Raw genomic sequence first — 17752 nt, 5'->3', positions numbered from 1 at the left:
TTGACCCGACTCGATCTAGCGACGGCCTTCGCGAAGCCAGCCACCCAACAGGAAGCCACCAGCCAGCAGCAGTACCAGCCACGGCGGCAGCAGTCCGGCTTGCGTAACGTCCCGCGTCTCATAAGCCTCACGCGGGGTCAGACCGATCCAGCCACGCCCCGCCGCCGGACGCCCAGCGCGGACGTTTCGGATTGAGGGCAAGCCCTCTTCCAGACGGATCACTCCACCGCGCATGGCGGCGATCGCGGGTTCCAGCACGTCCCCTGTTGCGATCGTACGCTCGAACTCTTTCGGGGCCGCGGGGCCGAGGCCGATTACCGCCATCAAATCGCCTTCCTGCAGGCGATAAAGGCCAATCTCGGGCCCGAAATACTGCGCCTCGAACCGTCCGGGCGAAACCTCTTCAAGGATGATCTCAAGCGTTTCGCCATTGGGCCGGGTGATCGTGACCGGTCCGACCTCTTCCTCGAGGGTCTGGCGAATGATCCGCATCGACTGGCCGTTGGCCTCAGCCCAGAGCGCCTCTTCTTCAAGCTCGGGCTCTTTCATCATCCAATGTGCGAGACGTCGCAACAATTCCAGCTGAGGCCCGCCGCCTTCAAAACCACGGCTCCACAGCCAGGCGTGGTCTGACGCCAACAGGGCCACCCGTCCCTCACCGACCCGGTCCAATACCAACAGCGGCCGGTCCTCAAGGCCGGTCATCAGCACCTGGCCCGAGCGCTCATTCACATCGATCTGGCGCAGCCATGCACCCCAATCCTCGGAATCGCCCAGATTGGTAGTCACAGGGTGCCGATGCCCCAGATCACTGACCATGGGAACGTAGCGCTCCTCGATCACCCGTGCCGTCGGTTGCGCCGGAAGACTGCCCGCGAGGGGCGAGCGGAAGATGCTATCTGCGGTGGCGAAATCGGGGCCAGCGGCAATCAGCACAGCGCCTCCGTTGTCAATATAGTCGGCCACGTTATCCAGATAGATCGCAGGCAGGATGCCCCGGCGTTTGTAGCGATCAAAGATGATCAGGTCGAAATCATTTATCTTTTCCAGAAACAGCTCGCGCGTGGGGAAGGCGATCAGAGACAGTTCATCCACCGGGACACCGTCTTGCTTCTCAGGCGGACGTAGAATGGTGAAATGTACCAAATCGACCGAGCTGTCGGATTTCAGCAGGTTGCGCCAGGTGCGCCCGCCGGGATGCGGCTCGCCCGACACCAGCAGGACGCGCAGGCGGTCGCGCACGCCGTTCATCTGGATCAATGCGGTATTGTTGCGATCGGTCAGCTCACCATCGGCCTCCGGGACCGTGAATTGGATGACGTTCCGCCCACCATGCGGCAGAGAAATCGGCAGTTCGACATCCACGCCAATGGGTATACGGAATTCCTCCGGCTCGCCCCCGTCAACCGAGATCTCAAGCGGCGCGCTGGTGGCCCCGCCCGGAGCCGCGCCGCTGTCTTCAACGCGCAGAGTCAGGGTTACGGGTTCACCGATGATGGCAAAGGCAGGCGCGTTGCGGACGATGAGCCTGCGGTCCCAGTCGCTCTCACGCCCGGTCTGCAATAGGTGCAATGGCGCGGGCAGGTCAGGTGCTTGATCAACGTCATGTACGATCCCGTCCGAGACCACGAGGATACCGGCCACCCGCGCACGCGGCTCCTCGGCCAGGGCCGCATTCACCGCGGCCATCACTTGCGTGCCTTCGTCGCCATCGCCGTCGCCCACGCGGATGCGGCGCAGCTCGGTATTGTCACGCGACTCGATCTCGGCCGCCAAGGCCTCAGCCGCTTGGGCGGTTTGGTCGGCCCTGTCCGAGAGCGTCTGGCTGGCGCTTTCATCCTCGATCATCAGAACGATATCTGTCAGCGGCGCGCGGTCTTCGACCTGGTAGACCGGACCGGCAAGTGCTGCGATCACCACCAAAACGGCCAACCCACGCAAAGCCCATCCGGACAACCCACGCCAGACCGCCAAGACCACGCCTGCAACGGCGATCGAGGCGACCGCAAGTAGTATTGGCCAAGGGATCAGCGGATCAAATATAACGGTTCCGGTCATTGTCCCAACCTGTCCAGCAGAGCAGGCACATGGACCTGATCGGATTTGTAGTTCCCGGTCAGCACATGCATCACCAGATTGACCCCAAAGCGATTGGCCAGCTCGCGCTGACGTTCCCCCGCATAGCCGCGCCCGACCGGCAGCAGGGCTTGCCCGTTGCGATCTACCGCCCAGGCCCCGGCCCAGTCATTGCCGCCGATCACCACCGGCGTCACATTGTCGTTGAGGTTGCGGAAAGGCATCCCTTCGATCTGCTCGGCATCCAGCGGAGCGGCCTCGACCCAGACATCGGTTCCGGCGTAGCGGCCAGGGAAATCCTGCAGAAGATAGAAGGTTCGTGTCAGGACGTGATCGTTTGGAATCGGCTCTAGCGCGGGGATATTCAGCGGCGCCGCCAGTTGCTGCAGCTTGCGCCCATTGGGGCTGGAGGCGCCGAAACCCGCGATATCCGCATCGCGCGTATCAAACAGGATCATACCGCCCGAGCGCAGATAGGCATTCAGCTTGGCATAGGCCTCATCCGAGGGGCGCGGCTGATCCTGCGTGATGGGCCAGTAGAGCAGCGGGAAAAAGGCCAGCTCATCCCGCTCCAGATCAACGCCAATCGGCGCCGCGGGTTCGACCGAGGTGCGGTAGTTCAACGTCTGAGCCAATCCTCGCAACCCGGCTTGCGCGATGTCGTCCACCTGACCGTCGCCCGTCAGTACATGCGCCAAAACCAGTTCATGTGTCGCGGCGAGGGCAAAGTCGGTCTCATCGGGCGACTGCGCCTGCGCCTCGGGCACGAGCAACACGGCCCCGATAGCAACCGCTGCCGCCTTGGCCAGACTCAATCGGCCCGACAAGGCCAGAGACGCGATTACGTCCACGGTCAATAGGATCAATGCGAGGCTCAGAAGTATTCCTCCCAAGGGCGTCTCGGTTGAGGCCTCCTGCCCACGGATCGGCACATCTGCTGGCCAGACAACGGGGCCGAGCGTCGTCTCCTCGGACAAAACGTTCCGCGCCAGCTTTTGCTTCCCACTTTCATAGAGGCCGGGGCGAAGGTTGGGCCCGATCTGCCCTGAAACCAGTTCAACACCATCTACACCGGCCAGCGTACCGGCATCGGACAACGCGCCGAACCCATCCATGATCTGGACCGGCTCCCACGTGGTGCCCTCCAATTGCGCGACCTGACGCGATTTCGCGGCCGAGGCGACGGCCAGACGGTCCAGCATTTCCACGAAAAGGCCAGACAGCGGCAGGCTGGACCACTCCGCGTCGGCAGTCACATGGAACAGGACAACCTGCCCCAAGCCCAGCGCCTTGCGGGTGACCAGAGGGGTGCCGTCTGACAGCGACGCAATCACGCGATCGGCCAAGTTAGGGTCTGGTTGCGCCATAACCTGAGTGGAAACGGTCACGTCATTCGGTATCTGCAACCCGTAGAAAGGCGAGTCCTCAGGGAAGGGTGCCAGTGTCTTGGATTCCCCCCAGCTCATTGCGCCGCCAACGGTGCGACCGCCGCTGCGCAAGCGAACGGGCAGTAGCGTATCCTCTTCATCGCGCCCCAGATCGCTCGCCGCCATGCGGGGTCCTGCAAATCGTAGCAACAGACCGCCCTGTTCAACCCACTCGATCAGAGCAACCTCTTCCGGGCCCGAGATCTGGGCGACGTCCGACAGCACAATTACATCAGGATTTGCAGGTAGAACCTCGGGCAAGCCGCCCTCAACAAAATCGGCGGTCGGGATCAGAACCTGCGTCAGGTAGTGGAGCGGCGACAACAGCTCCAACCCCTCGCGGTTAAGAGTTCCGGCGATCAGCGCGACTTCGCGACGCCGCAGACTGTCATCGGTCAGCGTCACCGCCCCGGCCGAGCGCTGGCCCTGCAGCTCAAACCGTGTGATCCGGGCGCGCAGCTCAGACGGCAGGGCGAGGTCGATCTGGGCCTGGGTCTCGCCAGCTTCGAACGTGATCTCGGCCGATTGCAGTACCCGTGCCGTACCTGCCGGGTCACGGCCTTGCGCAAGAACGGTCACGCTCTCCTCCGGGCCCGGTTCGGCCCGCAATGCGGTCAATTGAATGATGCCGTCCTGATAAACGGCAGGCAAAAGCGCCAACGCTGCCGCGTTTGAGCGGTAGACGGTGACTTGCCCTCGGGACTGCAGTTCAGACACTAACTCATTGTGTTTTTCATAACCCAAGCGGTCGCTAAACCAATGCGTATCAAACCCGCCTTCGACCTGGTCCAGCGTGGCGATGACCTGATCAATCTGTTCTTCGGTCGGCTGCCACGGGTTCGGAACAAGGCCCGGCAAACGGTTGCGCCACGCCTCGGCTGCCTGAAACACGGGCGGTTCCGGCTCGGTCAGCCGCAGGATCGAGACGGGGCGGCCCGCGCGTCCGGCTTCGGTCAATTGCGCGTCGATCTGGTCCAACGTCGACGACCAGCGCGTCGCCCCGGCCCAGCTTGCATCCAACACCAACATCAGGGGTCCGGTGCCCGTCTGATCGCGCGACGGGTTCAACACGGGACCGGCCAAACCGATGATGATCGCTGCTGCCGCCAGCATCCGCAGCAAGAGCAACCACCAAGGCGTTCGGTCCGATACGCTTTCATCGTCCTTAAGGCCGAGCAACAGTGTGACCGCCGGGAACATCCGACGGATCGGCGCAGGTGGGACCGCACGCAGGATCAGCCACAGGATCGGCAGGGTCAACAGACCCAACAACGCCCACGGCGCGGTGAAACCGATGCCCGCCAAAACGGTCATTGAACACCCCCGTCCAGCGCACGATAGAGCCACAATAGAGCCGATTGCGCGCTGTCACCGGTGTGGTGCAAACCCAACTGCCAGCCGGTTGCGCGACACAGATGCGTCAGCGCATCCTTGCGCGCGGCAAGGCGGTCCAGATACCGGTCGCGCAGTTCTCCGGCCTTTAGCGTTTCATGCCGAACGGTGCCGCCGACGCTTTCGAAAATCGTTCGCCCCGCGAAGGGAAACGTCTCTTCCCCCGGATCGAGGACTTGTAACAAAACGCCCCGAACACCACGATCAGCGGCTTTGGTCAGGGCCAGTTCCACCTCATCCATCGGGCCAAGAAAATCCGAGATGAACACCGCACGGGCATGAGGGATCATAGCGCGGTGTTCGGGCGGAGCGTAGTCGACCTCGGAATCCTCGGACCATGCCTCGGCCAAACGTATGATCTGCGCATTCCCGCGTCGGGGCGGCAGGGTTGTACCTGTCAGGCCAACACGCTCGCCCCCGCGCACCAGAAGGATCGCAGTCGCCAGACCCAACAGTCGGGCGCGATCCGCCTTGGAGGGCAGCCCCTTATCCGACGAAAAGCGCATCGAGGCCCCCTGATCGACCCACAGCATGACCGATTGCGCGATCTGCCACTCGCGTTCGCGCACGAATTGCTGATCCCCGCGCGCTGATCGGCGATGGTCGATCATCCGGCGGCTGTCTCCGATCTGGGCGGGACGATATTGCCAGAAGTCGTCCCCCATGCCGGATCGTCGCCGACCATGGTCACCCAACAGAACGGTGCCTGCCAGGTGCTCGGCGCGTGCCAATAGGGGCGGCAGCCGGGACGCCTCGGCCTCGGAGCGTTGACGAAGGGTTAGCGCAGCATTCACGCCGCAGCCTCAGTGCGGATCAGGCCAGCCGCTGTGCTATCGATCAGGTCGGCCAAGCTGTCGCCCCGTGCACGTGCCGCAAAGTTCAGAGCCATCCGGTGGCTGAGAACCGGGCGCGCCATATCCAGAACGTCCTCGGCATTCGGGGCCAGACGCCCCTGCAGCATCGCACGCGCCCGAACAGTCATCATAAGCGCCTGCGCCGCTCGCGGACCGGGACCCCAAGCAACAGTTTCAGCGACGCGATCCGAGACGCCCGCTTCCTCGGGACGGAACGCGCGGACCAGATCGAGGATCAGTTCCACAACGGAATCCCCGACAGGCATCCGGCGCAACAGGACCTGAGCTGCCAACAGCTCTTCCTTGCTGAAAATCTGATGCGCCTCGTCCTCGGCCACGCCAGTGGTGGCCAACAGGATATCCCGCTCGGTCTGACGATCGGGGTACTCTACGTCGATCTGCACAAGGAAACGGTCCAGCTGAGCTTCGGGCAGCGGATAGGTGCCCTCTTGCTCAATCGGGTTCTGCGTTGCCAACACGTGGAACGGCGTGCCCAATACACGGTCTTCGCCCGCCACGGTCACCGTGCGCTCCTGCATCGCCTGCAGCAAGGCCGACTGCGTCCGAGGGCTGGCGCGGTTGATCTCATCCGCCATCAGCAGCTCGCAGAAGATTGGCCCCGAAATAAACCGGAAATGACGGCTGCCATCATCGGCGGTGTCCAGAACCTCGGACCCCAGAATATCGGCGGGCATCAGGTCGGGCGTAAATTGAATACGGTTGCCATGCAGGCCCATCACGGTCGACAGCGTTTCAACCAGTCGGGTTTTTCCCAGACCCGGCAAACCGATCAGCAGGGCATGCCCCCCGCACAGCAGCGCCGTCAGGGTCAGGTCCACGACCCTCTCCTGCCCGATGAAGCGGCGAGTGATCGAGGATTTTGCCTCTTGCAGCTTGTTTTCCAACGCTTCGATCTCGGACACGAGGTCGGCAGGTTCGGACATGACTTTCCCTTCCGTGGACTATTATAGATGAAGTCTATCGCGCTGAGAGGAAATGGCAAAAGCAATGAGCGGACAAAAACCTGTGAAACCTTCCCCTGACGGTCTTGCGGCCTCGATCAAAGCGACCAAAACCAAGGGTTTACCCCCCGTTCACCTCTGGAATCCCCCTTTTTGCGGTGATCTGGACATCCGGATCGCCAAAGATGGCACTTGGAGTTATTTAGGCTCGCCCATCACCCGTTTCGAGCTTGTGAAGCTTTTTTCCTCAATTCTTAAGCTGGAAGACGGGAAATACTATCTGGTGACCCCGGTCGAGAAGGTGGGAATCTCCGTCGAGGATGCGCCGTTCATCGCGGTGGACGTCGATGCCTCGGGCGAGGGGCAGGCGCAGGCTCTGACTTTCACCACCAAAGTTGGCGATGTCGCGGTGGCCGGGCCAGATCATCCTATCCGCGTTGTCATGGACCCGCAGACCCAGGAACCCTCTCCATACATACTGATCCGTGATGGCCTTGAAGCCCGGATTGACCGCAAGAGCTTTTACCGGCTGGTCGAGATGGGTACCCATCATGAGGGCTGGTTCGGAGTTTGGTCCGAACAGCGTTTCTTCCAGTTGATCAAGTCAGAAGACCTGCCGGACTAGGCCGGCTTTGCAACTTTGCGATCCTGCGCCAGCACGACGGCCACCGCAACGACACCTGCGCCCAAAGCGCGGGTCCAGTTCCACTCTTCCCCCAGCACCAGCATGATCAGCATCACGTAGAACGGTGCGATATTGATGTGGAACGAAGCCAAAGCAACGCCCAGTTTCCCAACGGATCCGACAAACAGAACCTGGCTGAGGCCCATAGACACCAGGGCATAGATCCCAAGCATTCCGATCTGTTGAACATCAATCTGCGCCGTTGGCATGACATCCATACCCACTTGGCGTGCCCCGAAGAACAGCAGCAAAGCGACAACCAAGCCGCCGAAGAAGGTGATGGTGCTGCGCCCGGTTTGACTCAGCTCGGGGAAATCCCTCGCTGTTGCCATGGTCGCCCAGCAGAACAACCCGGTGGACGCGATGGCGCAGATCGCGCCCAAACCCAATTGCGCGGGCGCCACTGCACTGGTCGCGATCATACCGCCAATGATCGACACCAAGACGCCCAGCGCGAAATTCCAGCGCAACCGCCGCGCCCCGGTTGCCAGTTCGATCAGTGTCGCAAACAATGGCGCGCAGGAGGCAATGATGGCAACCGTCACCGGATCTGTCAGCTTCTGCGCCACGATAATCAGGAACATCCCGGCCCCGAGCGTCCCTCCAACAAGCATCGCATGACCCCACCGGGCGCGCAAAACCCGGCTTGGCCCGTCGATCACAAACCACAAAGGCACCATGACCGCCACGGCAAGCGCCAGCCGCGCCACGAAAAGCGCGACTGGAGGCCAGGTCTGCAACAACACTTCGGCCGCGGGAAACCCCGCCGCCCAGGTCAGCATGGAGGCCACAGCCAAACCGTTTCCAGACAAGGCCGAGCTGCGGCCAGTGGACATAGGAAGAGTGTTCCCGCGCACAGGATCAGGGCTCATCGCCATGGGATCGGACCTTCTGTTGGAACGGCGCAGAAAAATGATTCGCCGTGTTAGCCCAAACATCTCTGGACTTGGGCCTGCCTTCTTGTCGATTTTCGACAATCTGTCGTTTTCAATCCCTTTCCTCGAAAATCGGTGGAGACTAAGCTTGGGCGGATCACCGACCCAAAGGCCTCTCATGCCCAAATTCGCCGCCAATATTTCTCTGCTCTTTGCCGAACTCCCGTATCTGGAGCGGTTCCAGGCCGCGGCCGAGGCGGGCTTCAAGGCCGTTGAAATTCTGTTCCCCTATGAGTTGGCCGCGAAAGAGACCAGCTGTGCCCTTCTGGCCAACGGGCTGGAGCTTGTGCTGATCAACGCGCCTCCCCCGAACTACACCGGGGGTGAGCCGGGCTATGCCGCCGTTCCCGGCGGTGAGGCGCGGTTCCAATCCGATATCCGCCGCGTCTTGCGCTATGCCGATGTGCTCAAACCCGGCCTGATCCACATCATGTCCGGCTATGCATCGGGGCCTGAGGCGCTGGATTGCTTTGTTCGCAACCTGCAATGGGCCGCCGATACAGCCCCCGGTCAGACCTTCACCATCGAGCCGCTGAACCCCGTGTCCCAGCCCGGCTATTTCCTCAAAGACTACGATTTGGCCGCCGAGATTCTGGATCGCGTGGATCGCCCCAATCTAGGCCTGCAATATGACAGCTTTCACGCACAAATGATCCACTCAGATCCGCTGGAGATTTGGGACCGCTTTCACAATCGCGTCATCCACGCCCAGATCGGCGCCGCGCCGCACAGGTCCGAACCGGGTAGCAGCGAACTGGATTTTCAGACCCTGTTCAAGGCGATGGAGGTCTCCGGCTATGAAGGATGGGTCAGTGCGGAATATACTCCCTCAACAGCTTTGACGAGCTCATCCCTGGATTGGATGCATAAGGCAGTTCTTGCCAATGCAGATCTCTGACCCGCAGATAGGGCGGTCCGTCGTACCGTAGATACCAAGGAAACACCTTATGATCCCTGCCCGCTATGCCCGCGCCGTGTTTAGCCTGATCATGTCCGGGCTGATGTCCTGCATCGTCACCGGGATCGCCACGGTCAAAGCCATCGGCTTTGGCCCCTCTACCCTTGGCGATTGGATGGCCTCATGGGCCTTTTGCTGGCCCATCGCCTTCACCGTAATCCTGTTGTTTGGCCCCAGTGTGCAACGGTTCGTCAATCGCATGGTCAGGCCGCAGGACTGACCCGCTGTGAAGAGGGCCCTCCGGGCCTGATGAGCAGCGCCTCTTAATGCGCTTCGGCCCAGTTCGCCCCCTGACCGGCGTCCACAACCAATTTCACGTCCAGCTTCACGGCAGGGTCTGAGGCACCCTCCATCACGTCCCGCGCAACGCCGATCACCTCATCCACCGCATCTTCGGCGACTTCGAACAGCAATTCGTCGTGGACCTGCAGCAGCATTTTGGCCGGCAACCCATTGATCGCCTCTGGCATCCGCACCATCGCGCGCCGGATCACATCCGCCGCTGTCCCTTGAATAGGGGCATTGATCGCCGCCCGACGCGAGAACCCGGCATGAGGCCCCTTGGCGTTGATCTCAGGCGTATGGATCTTGCGTCCGAACAAGGTTTGCACATAGCCATTCTCTTTGGCGAAGGCGACCGTGTCGTCCATATAGGCTCTAATACCCGGGAAACGCTCGAAATAGCGATCGATAAACCCCTGAGCCTCGGCCCGCGGGATACGTAGATTGCGCGCCAAGCCAAAGCCCGAGATACCATAGATCACACCAAAGTTGATCGCCTTGGCCTGACGGCGGATATCCGGCGTCATCTCATCCAGTGGCACATCGAACATCTCGGACGCGGTCATCGCATGAATGTCCAACCCGTCGGCAAAGGCCTGTTTTAACGCCGGTATCTCAGCGATATGCGCCAGAATACGCAACTCGATCTGGCTGTAGTCGAGACTGACCATCACATTGCCCGGCTCGGCGATGAACGCTTCGCGAATACGACGGCCTTCCTCGGTCCGGACGGGAATGTTCTGCAGGTTCGGATCGGTCGAGGCCAAACGGCCCGTGTTCGCGCCGGTGATCGAATAAGACGTATGCACACGGCCCGTGTCCGGATTGATATGGGTCTGTAGCGCATCCGTGTAGGTCGACTTCAACTTCGACAGCTGCCGCCAGTCCAACACCCGGCGCGGCAACTCATGCTCGGTCGCCAGATCCCCAAGAATATCCGCCCCGGTCGAGTACTTCCCGGTTTTCCCCTTCTTGCCGCCTTCCAGGCCCATCTTGTCGAATAGGATCTCGCCCAACTGCGCGGGCGAACCGACATTGAAGTTCTCACCAGCCAATTCGTGAATTTCAGCCTCTAACCCGGCCATTTTCTGCGCGAAGGCGTTCGACATCCGGCTGAGAACATCGCGATCCACCTTGATGCCGTGCATCTCCATTTCCTTGAGAACCGGCACCAGCGGTCGTTCGAGCGTTTCATAAACCGTCGTCACCTGAACCTGATGCAGTTGCGGCTTGAACAACTGCCACAGGCGCAGCGTGATATCCGCATCCTCAGCCGCATAGGCCGTAGCCTCATCAATTGCGACCTTGTCGAAGGTGATCGCCGATTTGCCAGATCCCAGCAACGGTTTGATCGGGATCGGAGTATGGCTCAGATAGCGCTCGGACAGAGTGTCCATCCCATGCCCATGCTCACCGCCATGCATGGCATAGGACATCAGCATCGTGTCATCGATCGGAGCCACCTCGATGCCATAGCGCGCAAAGATCTTGGCGTCGTATTTCATGTTCTGCCCGATTTTGAGGATCGAGGGGTCTTCGAACAGCGGTTTTAACAGTGTTAGAGCCTCATCCAGCGGCATCTGCCCCTCGGCCAGCGCATCCGAGCCGAACAGATCATCCGCCGATCCGTCGCGGTGGGTCAGCGGGATATAACAGGCCTCACCGGCTTCGATACAAAGCGAAATGCCGACTAGATCGGCGATCATTTCGTTCAGCCCGGTTGTCTCGGTGTCTACGGCTACCCAGCCGCGTTCATAGGCCTGATCAATCCACTTCTGCAAAGCGCCCGCGTCCCGCACGCACTCGTATTTCGACGCGTCAAACGGGATCGCCTCGGCAATAATCTCTTCCGCGACTGGCGCGGGCGCATCGGCGATAACCGGAGCCTCGGCCCCCAGCTTGTCGGCAATCCGTTTGGTGAGGGTGCGGAACTCCATTTCTGCCAGAAAGCCCAGCAGGGTTTCGGGGTCAGGGTCCTGAACCTCAAGGTCGTCGAGGGTGAAATCCAGCGGCGTGTTCTCATCCAACTGCACCAACTTCTTCGACAGTTCGATCTGATCCCGCTTTTCGATCAGGGTCTGGCGGCGTTTGGGCTGTTTGATCTCTTCCGCACGGTCCAGCAGAGTTTCCAGATCGCCATATTCGTTGATCAACAGAGCCGCCGTCTTGACGCCGATTCCCGGAGCCCCCGGCACGTTATCAACGCTATCCCCGGCCAGCGCCTGCACATCAACCACGCGATCTGGCCCGACGCCAAATTTCTCGAACACGCCATCCGTGTCGATGCGTTTGTTCTTCATGGCGTCCAGCATCTCAACGCCGCCGCCGACCAACTGCATCAGGTCCTTGTCCGAGCTGACGATGGTCACGCGCCCACCCGCATCGCGCGCCTGAACGGCCAGCGTGGCGATGATGTCGTCAGCCTCATAGCCTTCCAATTCCTTGCAGGCGATGTTGAACGCGCGGGTGGCCTCGCGAGTCAGCGGCATCTGCGGGCGCAAATCCTCGGGCATCGCCTCGCGGTTGGCTTTGTAGAGGTCGTAAAGATCGTTGCGGAAGGTATGCGAGCCCTTGTCGAAAATCACCGCCACATGGGTCGGCGCGTCAGGCCCGGCGTTCCCCTCGACATATTTCTGCAGCATGTTGCAGAAGCCCGACACAGCGCCAATCGGCAAACCATCCGACTTGCGCGTCAGCGGAGGCAGCGCGTGATAGGCCCGAAAAATAAAGGCCGATCCGTCGATCAGATGCAGGTGACATCCTTTTCCGAAATTGCTCATGCGCGTGCTCCCTGTCGGTCAGGGATGGTTCTGCCACAGGGCCGCGCGACTGACCAGTGAGGAACGTCAGTTAACCACCAAAGAGGCCGCCAAATACATCCGAGAAACTGTGAAGCAGCGCCATGATGATCAGCGCGCCCAGGAAGGCAAAGAAGGCCATCGCGAAGAACTGAAACAGGATTGCACCGACCCCAATGGCCACCCCGGCGATGGCAGGCCGCATCCGTTCATGGCGCAAAATGCCAACAACAGAGACGATAATGGCCAATCCGCCCAGCATGGCGACACCGATCTGCAGGAAATCGTCCAGATCACGAGTTTGGGCGACAGGTTCGGGCTGCTCGAGACCTGCAGCGGCGCGCAGGGTAGATTTCCCAAGCTCGGCCGCCAGCTCCCCCAGTGACACGCCGGTGGACTGCTGCGGCGCGAAAGGCCCGGCCCAAAATACGAACAGCGCTGCGAACAAAGCCATCGCTGCGAGGCAAAACCCGATCCAGCCGAATACGGGTTTGGCCGTCTCAGTTGCGGTCATGTCTGTCATCACACTCACCTGCGTTGGTCTCAGCGAGAGTCACCATGATAAACGCGGCGAGATTGGGGCGGCACCCGTTTGGGTGGGTAATCAGTTTTGCTCTGTGCCCTTCAGGACGTATTTACAATCACAATAAGGACATTCGACCCAGCCCGTGTCCTCTGGAATCTGCAGCCACACCCTCGGGTGTCCCAAAGCGCCTTCGCCGCCATCACAGGCAACACGAGAAGTTTCCACGATCTTCGTTTCCGGCGCTTCGATTGTCACGGCTGGCGATCCTTCACTGGTTGTCGGCCTCGCGGGCATGCATTAGGTGCGTTTATGAGCGATGAGCAAACCGGGGGCAAGAGCCACATGAGCAATGCGGCAATCAGGATCGAAGGGCTGCGCAAGACCTATCGCGGCGGCAAAGGCCAGCCCGAAAAACACGCACTGAAGGGCGTCGACCTGACCGTGCCACGCGGGTCGGTCTTTGGCTTGCTGGGTCCCAACGGGGCGGGGAAGTCGACCCTGATCAACATCCTTGCGGGGTTGGTGGTGAAATCCTCCGGCCATGTTTCGATCTGGGGATATGATCAGGACAAGAACCCACGCTCGTCCCGCGCCGCCATCGGTGTCATGCCGCAAGAGCTGAATCTCGATCCTTTTTTCACCCCGCGTGGCGCGTTGGAGGTTCAGGCCGGTCTCTATGGTGTGCCCAAGGCCGAGCGCCGCAGTGATGAGATTCTGGAGCTGGTGGGCCTCAGCGACAAGGCCGAGGCCTATGCCCGCACCCTGTCCGGCGGGATGCGGCGTCGACTGTTGCTGGCCAAGGCGCTGGTGCATCATCCCAAGATTCTGGTGTTGGACGAGCCAACGGCGGGCGTGGATATCGAGCTTCGCCAGATGCTCTGGGCCAATGTGCGCAAGCTGAACGAACAGGGCATGACCATCATCCTCACCACGCATTACCTGGAAGAAGCGCAAGAGATGTGCGACGAGATCGCCATCATCAATCACGGTGAAAAGATCGCCCAGGACAGCACGGCCAACCTGCTGGGCCGAATGGACAGCCGAACGATGGTGATCGCCCCTGACAGCCCCGTTACCGATTTACCCATGACGGATGGTGTCGAGGCCACTCTGCGCGACGATGGCAGCCTTGTGCTGCAGTACCGCAGCGCCCAGACCAGCGCCGAGCAGGTTCTGGAATCGGTGCGTGCCGCCAATATCCGCATCCGCGACGTCCGGACCGAAGAAGCAGACCTCGAGGATGTGTTCCTTGCGCTGACCTCATCGCGTGCGGATGACACCCCGGTCGAGGATCAGGATCAGCCGCGCCGGGGTATGCACCGGGTCAAGCTCTAGGCCCGGTCGATCCGCGCCTGATAGCAATTGTTCCGCGCTGATCGGACGTGAATATAAGCGATGTCCGATCGAGCAAAGATATCAGCGATTTTGGCTCCGATCTGGTCGGTTGGCGTGATGGCACCCGTGCCGTAGACGATCCGATCATCCTCACCATAGCCCTTTATCAGGTAGTCGGGGGAAGAGGTCAGGATCTCCGGCAATGCATCTCCTTCGTAACGCTCGCATGGTTTGGCGCACAGGAAGATCGGGCCGGTTTCGGCATAAGGATGTGGCTCTAAAAAGGGCCTGTGTGCCATAATCAGCATGTCCTGCCCCTCGGGGATGTTCTGTAAACAATGACGACAGGGATTGCCTGCGCCGGTGGAAATAGCCCGCTCAGGCGTGGCACCGTAGGCATCTGGCCCACCCGCCTGCAGGGCGCGGACTTCGTCAGTGGGGAGTGCGGTGATCTTGAACATTTCGGGTCTCCTTTTTTCCCGACCATGCCCTCCTGATCTGCCGCAAGCGACCCGGTTCCTGCGCAAAGGACTCGAAAAAGAACAAAACGTGAATATAATAGTGACTCGCCATGTATGCCGAGCTGTCGATCACGTCAAACTTCACCTTCCTCACCGGGGCCTCTCACCCCGAGGAGTATATGGAGCGTGCCGTGACCCTGGGCCTGCCCGCCATCGCAATTGCCGATGACAACTCAGTCGCCGGGATCGTTCGTGCCCATACCCAAGCCCGCGAGATCACCCGCAAGGTGCGCGAACGGCAGGAGTGGGAGGCGCAGAACACGAGCCTAGGCCCGCCCTGCCCCGATCACATCCCCAAACCGCCTTCATACCCGATCCACGCGGTGCCGCGCCTGATCCCGGCAGCGCGGCTGATCTTCACCGACGCGCCCACCGTCACCGCCCTGCCCCTGAACCGGCAGGGCTGGGGGAACCTGTGCCGCATCCTATCCAAAGGCCGCCTGCGTGCGGAAAAGGGCGATTGCATCCTGCACCTGTCCGACCTGCTGGAGTTTTCCGACGGCCTCCACCTGCTGCTCTGGCCACAAGCAGACCGGTCAAAGGGCGGCGCGAACACGTGGCGGACACAGGCGCAACAGCTGACGCGCCGCTTTGGTGGGCGGATGCATCTGCTGATGCATCCTCGCTATGATGGCGCGGATAGTACATATTTCTCTTTGTTAGAGACTGAATCAAAGCAACTCGAGATCCCTGCCCTCGCCAGTGCCGCGCCGATGATTCACCACGGCGCACGCCGCAAGCTGGCCGATGTGCTGACCGCCATTCGCTTGCGCCGCAAGGTGGATGAGCTGGGTCGCGACGCGCTGGCCAATGGCGAACAGCGGTTGCGCTCCGAGGGAGAGATGCTGCGGATCTTCAAAGGTCACGAGGGGGCCGTCACCCGCGCCTATGACCTCAGCGAGCAGCTCACCTTCTCGCTGGATGAGCTGCGTTATGAATACCCCAGCGAAGTTAGCGAACAGGAAACCCCGACCCAACGCCTGCACCGCCTGGCGCATGAGGGGTTGAAATGGCGCTATCCGGCAGGTGCTTCGGACAAAGCCAAAAAGATGCTGGCCCATGAGCTCACCCTGATCGGTAAGCTGAAATATGAACCCTATTTCCTCACCGTCCGCGATATCGTCCATTTCGCCCGCTCGCGCGACATCCTGTGTCAGGGACGTGGCTCGGCGGCCAATTCGGTGGTCTGCTTCTGCCTCGGCATCACCGAGGTCAGCCCCGAGATGGGCACGATGGTCTTTGAGCGCTTCGTCTCCGAGGCCCGCGACGAGCCGCCCGATATTGACGTCGATTTCGAACACGAACGCCGCGAGGAGGTGATCCAGCATATCTACGACCGCTATGGCCGCGAACGCGCGGGCCTTTGCGCCACGGTTGTTCACTATCGCGGCAAGCGTGCCATTCGTGAGGTCGGCCGCGCCATGGGTCTGACCGAGGACACGATCTCGGCCCTGTCCTCACAGCTCTGGGGCTTTTTCTCGACCAAAGGGCTCGAGGCGCACCGGATGCGCGAAATCGGCCTCGATCCTGAAGATCGACGGCTAAAACAGACTCTAATGCTGGTCTATGAGATCGACGGCTTCCCCCGTCACCTGTCACAGCACGTTGGTGGCTTCATCATCACCGAGGGACGTCTGGACGAGCTTGTTCCCATCGAGAACGCCACGATGGAGGGGCGCACGGTCATCTGCTGGGACAAGGACGATATCGACTCCTTGGGTATCCTGAAAGTCGATGTCCTCAGCCTCGGGATGCTCACCTGTATCCGCAAGGCGTTCGACCTGATCGGACAGCATCATCAGACCGGCTATACCCTCGCCACCCTGCCGCCCGAGGACCCCGAGGTCTATGATATGCTGTGCAAAGCAGACTCTATTGGGGTGTTTCAGGTGGAAAGCCGGGCGCAGATGAACTTCCTCCCCCGGATGCGACCGCGCAATTTCTACGATCTGGTGATCGAGGTCGCTATCATCCGCCCCGGCCCGATTCAGGGCGACATGGTCCACCCCTATATCCGCCGCCGGAACGGAGAGGAGGAGGTCAGCTTCCCCTCGGACGCGTTGGGGGATGTGTTGGGCAAAACACTGGGCGTACCGCTGTTTCAGGAGCAGGCGATGCAGATCGCCATTGTCGGCGCGGGCTTCACCCCGGAACAGGCGGACCGGCTGCGACGCTCACTGGCGACCTTCAAGAAACATGGCAATGTCAGCGAGTTCCGCGCGCTGTTCCTGCGCGGGATGAAGCGCAACGGGTACGAACACGATTTCGCGGAACGCTGTTTTTCCCAGATCGAAGGGTTCGGATCTTATGGTTTTCCCGAAAGCCACGCGGCCAGCTTTGCGCTGCTGGTCTATGCCTCGGCTTGGATCAAATGCCACCATCCGGGCATCTTCGCCTGCGCGCTGCTGAACTCGCAACCGATGGGCTTCTACGCGCCCGCCCAGATCGTGCGGGATGCCCGCGAACACGGGGTTCAGGTGCGGCCAGTCTGCATCAATGCGAGTTTCTGGGACAATGTGATGGAACCTGATGGCCATGGTGGGCTGGCCCTACGGCTGGGGTTCCGCCAGATCAAGGGCCTCAGCGAGGAAGACGCCAGTTGGCTGACCGCCGCACGGGGCAACGGCTACACCCAAGTGGATGACGTCTGGCGTCGCGCAGGGTTGGGGCCATCGGTGATCGAACGTTTGGCCGAGGCCGATGCCTTCGCTGCCTGCGATCTGACCCGGCGCGAGGCTCTGTGGCAGGCCAAGGCGATTGCGACCGCGAAGCCTCTGCCGCTGTTCTCACAGGATCTGGAAGGCGAGACGCTGGATGAACCCGAAGCCTACCTGCCGCAGATGACATTGGGCGAACAGGTGGTCGAGGATTACGTCGCCACCCGCCTCAGCCTGAAGGCACACCCAGTGGCCCTGATCCGGCACCTGCTGACGCCCGAGCCGCCCGACAAAACCACACCTGTTGCCTGACCTCCGCCCCAGATATGTCCCGGGCTAGACTC

The 17752-nt window shown here is 61.1% G+C and carries 14 protein-coding genes; 5 read left to right on the top strand and 9 right to left on the bottom strand.

The features are described from left to right. Positions 1 to 15 precede the first annotated feature (15 nt). The 4 genes from ACR0B5_RS16820 to ACR0B5_RS16805 are packed head-to-tail and all read right to left on the bottom strand — an operon-like array spanning position 16 to position 6693. Positions 16 to 2058, bottom strand: a complete 2043-nt coding sequence (locus ACR0B5_RS16820; RefSeq protein WP_480541989.1) for a hypothetical protein — start codon at positions 2056 to 2058, stop codon at positions 16 to 18. Next, positions 2055 to 4817 (bottom strand): DUF4159 domain-containing protein, encoded by a 2763-nt coding sequence (locus tag ACR0B5_RS16815; protein WP_480541987.1) that lies wholly within the window; start codon positions 4815 to 4817, stop codon positions 2055 to 2057. The genes ACR0B5_RS16820 and ACR0B5_RS16815 overlap by 4 nt, the downstream gene beginning before the upstream one ends. Next, on the bottom strand, positions 4814 to 5689 hold the full coding sequence (locus ACR0B5_RS16810) for a DUF58 domain-containing protein (RefSeq protein WP_480541985.1): 876 nt from the start codon (positions 5687 to 5689) through the stop codon (positions 4814 to 4816). Before ACR0B5_RS16810 ends, ACR0B5_RS16815 begins: the two co-directional genes overlap by 4 nt. Further along, positions 5686 to 6693, bottom strand: coding sequence for an AAA family ATPase (locus tag ACR0B5_RS16805; RefSeq protein ID WP_170379521.1), 1008 nt, complete (start codon positions 6691 to 6693; stop codon positions 5686 to 5688). The genes ACR0B5_RS16810 and ACR0B5_RS16805 overlap by 4 nt, the downstream gene beginning before the upstream one ends. A 64-nt stretch (positions 6694 to 6757) precedes the next feature. Between ACR0B5_RS16805 and ACR0B5_RS16800 the strand changes: the two genes are divergently transcribed. Then, on the top strand, positions 6758 to 7336 hold the full coding sequence (locus tag ACR0B5_RS16800) for a DUF1285 domain-containing protein (protein ID WP_480541983.1): 579 nt from the start codon (positions 6758 to 6760) through the stop codon (positions 7334 to 7336). Here ACR0B5_RS16800 and ACR0B5_RS16795 read toward each other — a convergent pair. Then, positions 7333 to 8268, bottom strand: coding sequence for a DMT family transporter (locus tag ACR0B5_RS16795; protein WP_480541981.1), 936 nt, complete (start codon positions 8266 to 8268; stop codon positions 7333 to 7335). The two genes, ACR0B5_RS16800 and ACR0B5_RS16795, sit on opposite strands and share 4 nt — an antisense overlap. Positions 8269 to 8449: 181 nt before the next feature. Between ACR0B5_RS16795 and ACR0B5_RS16790 the strand changes: the two genes are divergently transcribed. Together ACR0B5_RS16790 and ACR0B5_RS16785 are read left to right on the top strand one after the other, a co-directional pair. Continuing rightward, positions 8450 to 9229 carry a hydroxypyruvate isomerase family protein gene (locus ACR0B5_RS16790; RefSeq protein WP_480541979.1) on the top strand — a complete coding sequence of 260 codons (780 nt, stop codon included), beginning with the start codon at positions 8450 to 8452 and terminating at the stop codon, positions 9227 to 9229. 49 nt (positions 9230 to 9278) lie between these two features. Then, entirely contained in the window at positions 9279 to 9509 is a 231-nt protein-coding gene (locus ACR0B5_RS16785; RefSeq protein ID WP_170472889.1) for a DUF2798 domain-containing protein, read from the top strand. Between the two features lie 43 nt (positions 9510 to 9552). On the opposite strand, the gene polA is transcribed toward ACR0B5_RS16785, so the two are convergent. From polA to ACR0B5_RS16770, 3 genes are all read right to left on the bottom strand, one after another. Next, positions 9553 to 12351: a DNA polymerase I gene (polA, locus tag ACR0B5_RS16780; protein ID WP_480541977.1), complete on the bottom strand. Its 2799-nt coding sequence runs from the start codon at positions 12349 to 12351 to the stop codon at positions 9553 to 9555. A gap of 70 nt (positions 12352 to 12421) precedes the next feature. After that, a complete protein-coding gene (locus tag ACR0B5_RS16775) occupies positions 12422 to 12892 on the bottom strand; it encodes a hypothetical protein (RefSeq protein ID WP_480541975.1) in 471 nt (156 codons plus the stop codon). 81 nt (positions 12893 to 12973) lie between these two features. After that, positions 12974 to 13150 carry a zinc-finger domain-containing protein gene (locus ACR0B5_RS16770; RefSeq protein WP_170459503.1) on the bottom strand — a complete coding sequence of 59 codons (177 nt, stop codon included), beginning with the start codon at positions 13148 to 13150 and terminating at the stop codon, positions 12974 to 12976. Between the two features lie 87 nt (positions 13151 to 13237). Here ACR0B5_RS16770 and ACR0B5_RS16765 point away from each other — a divergent pair, with 87 nt between their 5' ends. After that, positions 13238 to 14230: an ABC transporter ATP-binding protein gene (locus tag ACR0B5_RS16765; RefSeq protein WP_480542179.1), complete on the top strand. Its 993-nt coding sequence runs from the start codon at positions 13238 to 13240 to the stop codon at positions 14228 to 14230. Here ACR0B5_RS16765 and ACR0B5_RS16760 read toward each other — a convergent pair. After that, positions 14227 to 14691, bottom strand: a complete 465-nt coding sequence (locus ACR0B5_RS16760) for a DUF1203 domain-containing protein (protein WP_480541973.1) — start codon at positions 14689 to 14691, stop codon at positions 14227 to 14229. The genes ACR0B5_RS16765 and ACR0B5_RS16760 overlap by 4 nt on opposite strands. A 110-nt stretch (positions 14692 to 14801) precedes the next feature. Between ACR0B5_RS16760 and ACR0B5_RS16755 the strand changes: the two genes are divergently transcribed. Beyond that, a complete protein-coding gene (locus ACR0B5_RS16755; protein WP_480541971.1) occupies positions 14802 to 17720 on the top strand; it encodes an error-prone DNA polymerase in 2919 nt (972 codons plus the stop codon). Positions 17721 to 17752: the final 32 nt, after the last annotated feature.

This window comes from Ruegeria sp. AG1, assembly GCF_056541705.1.
This window is presented reverse-complemented; position numbering and strand designations above follow the sequence as displayed.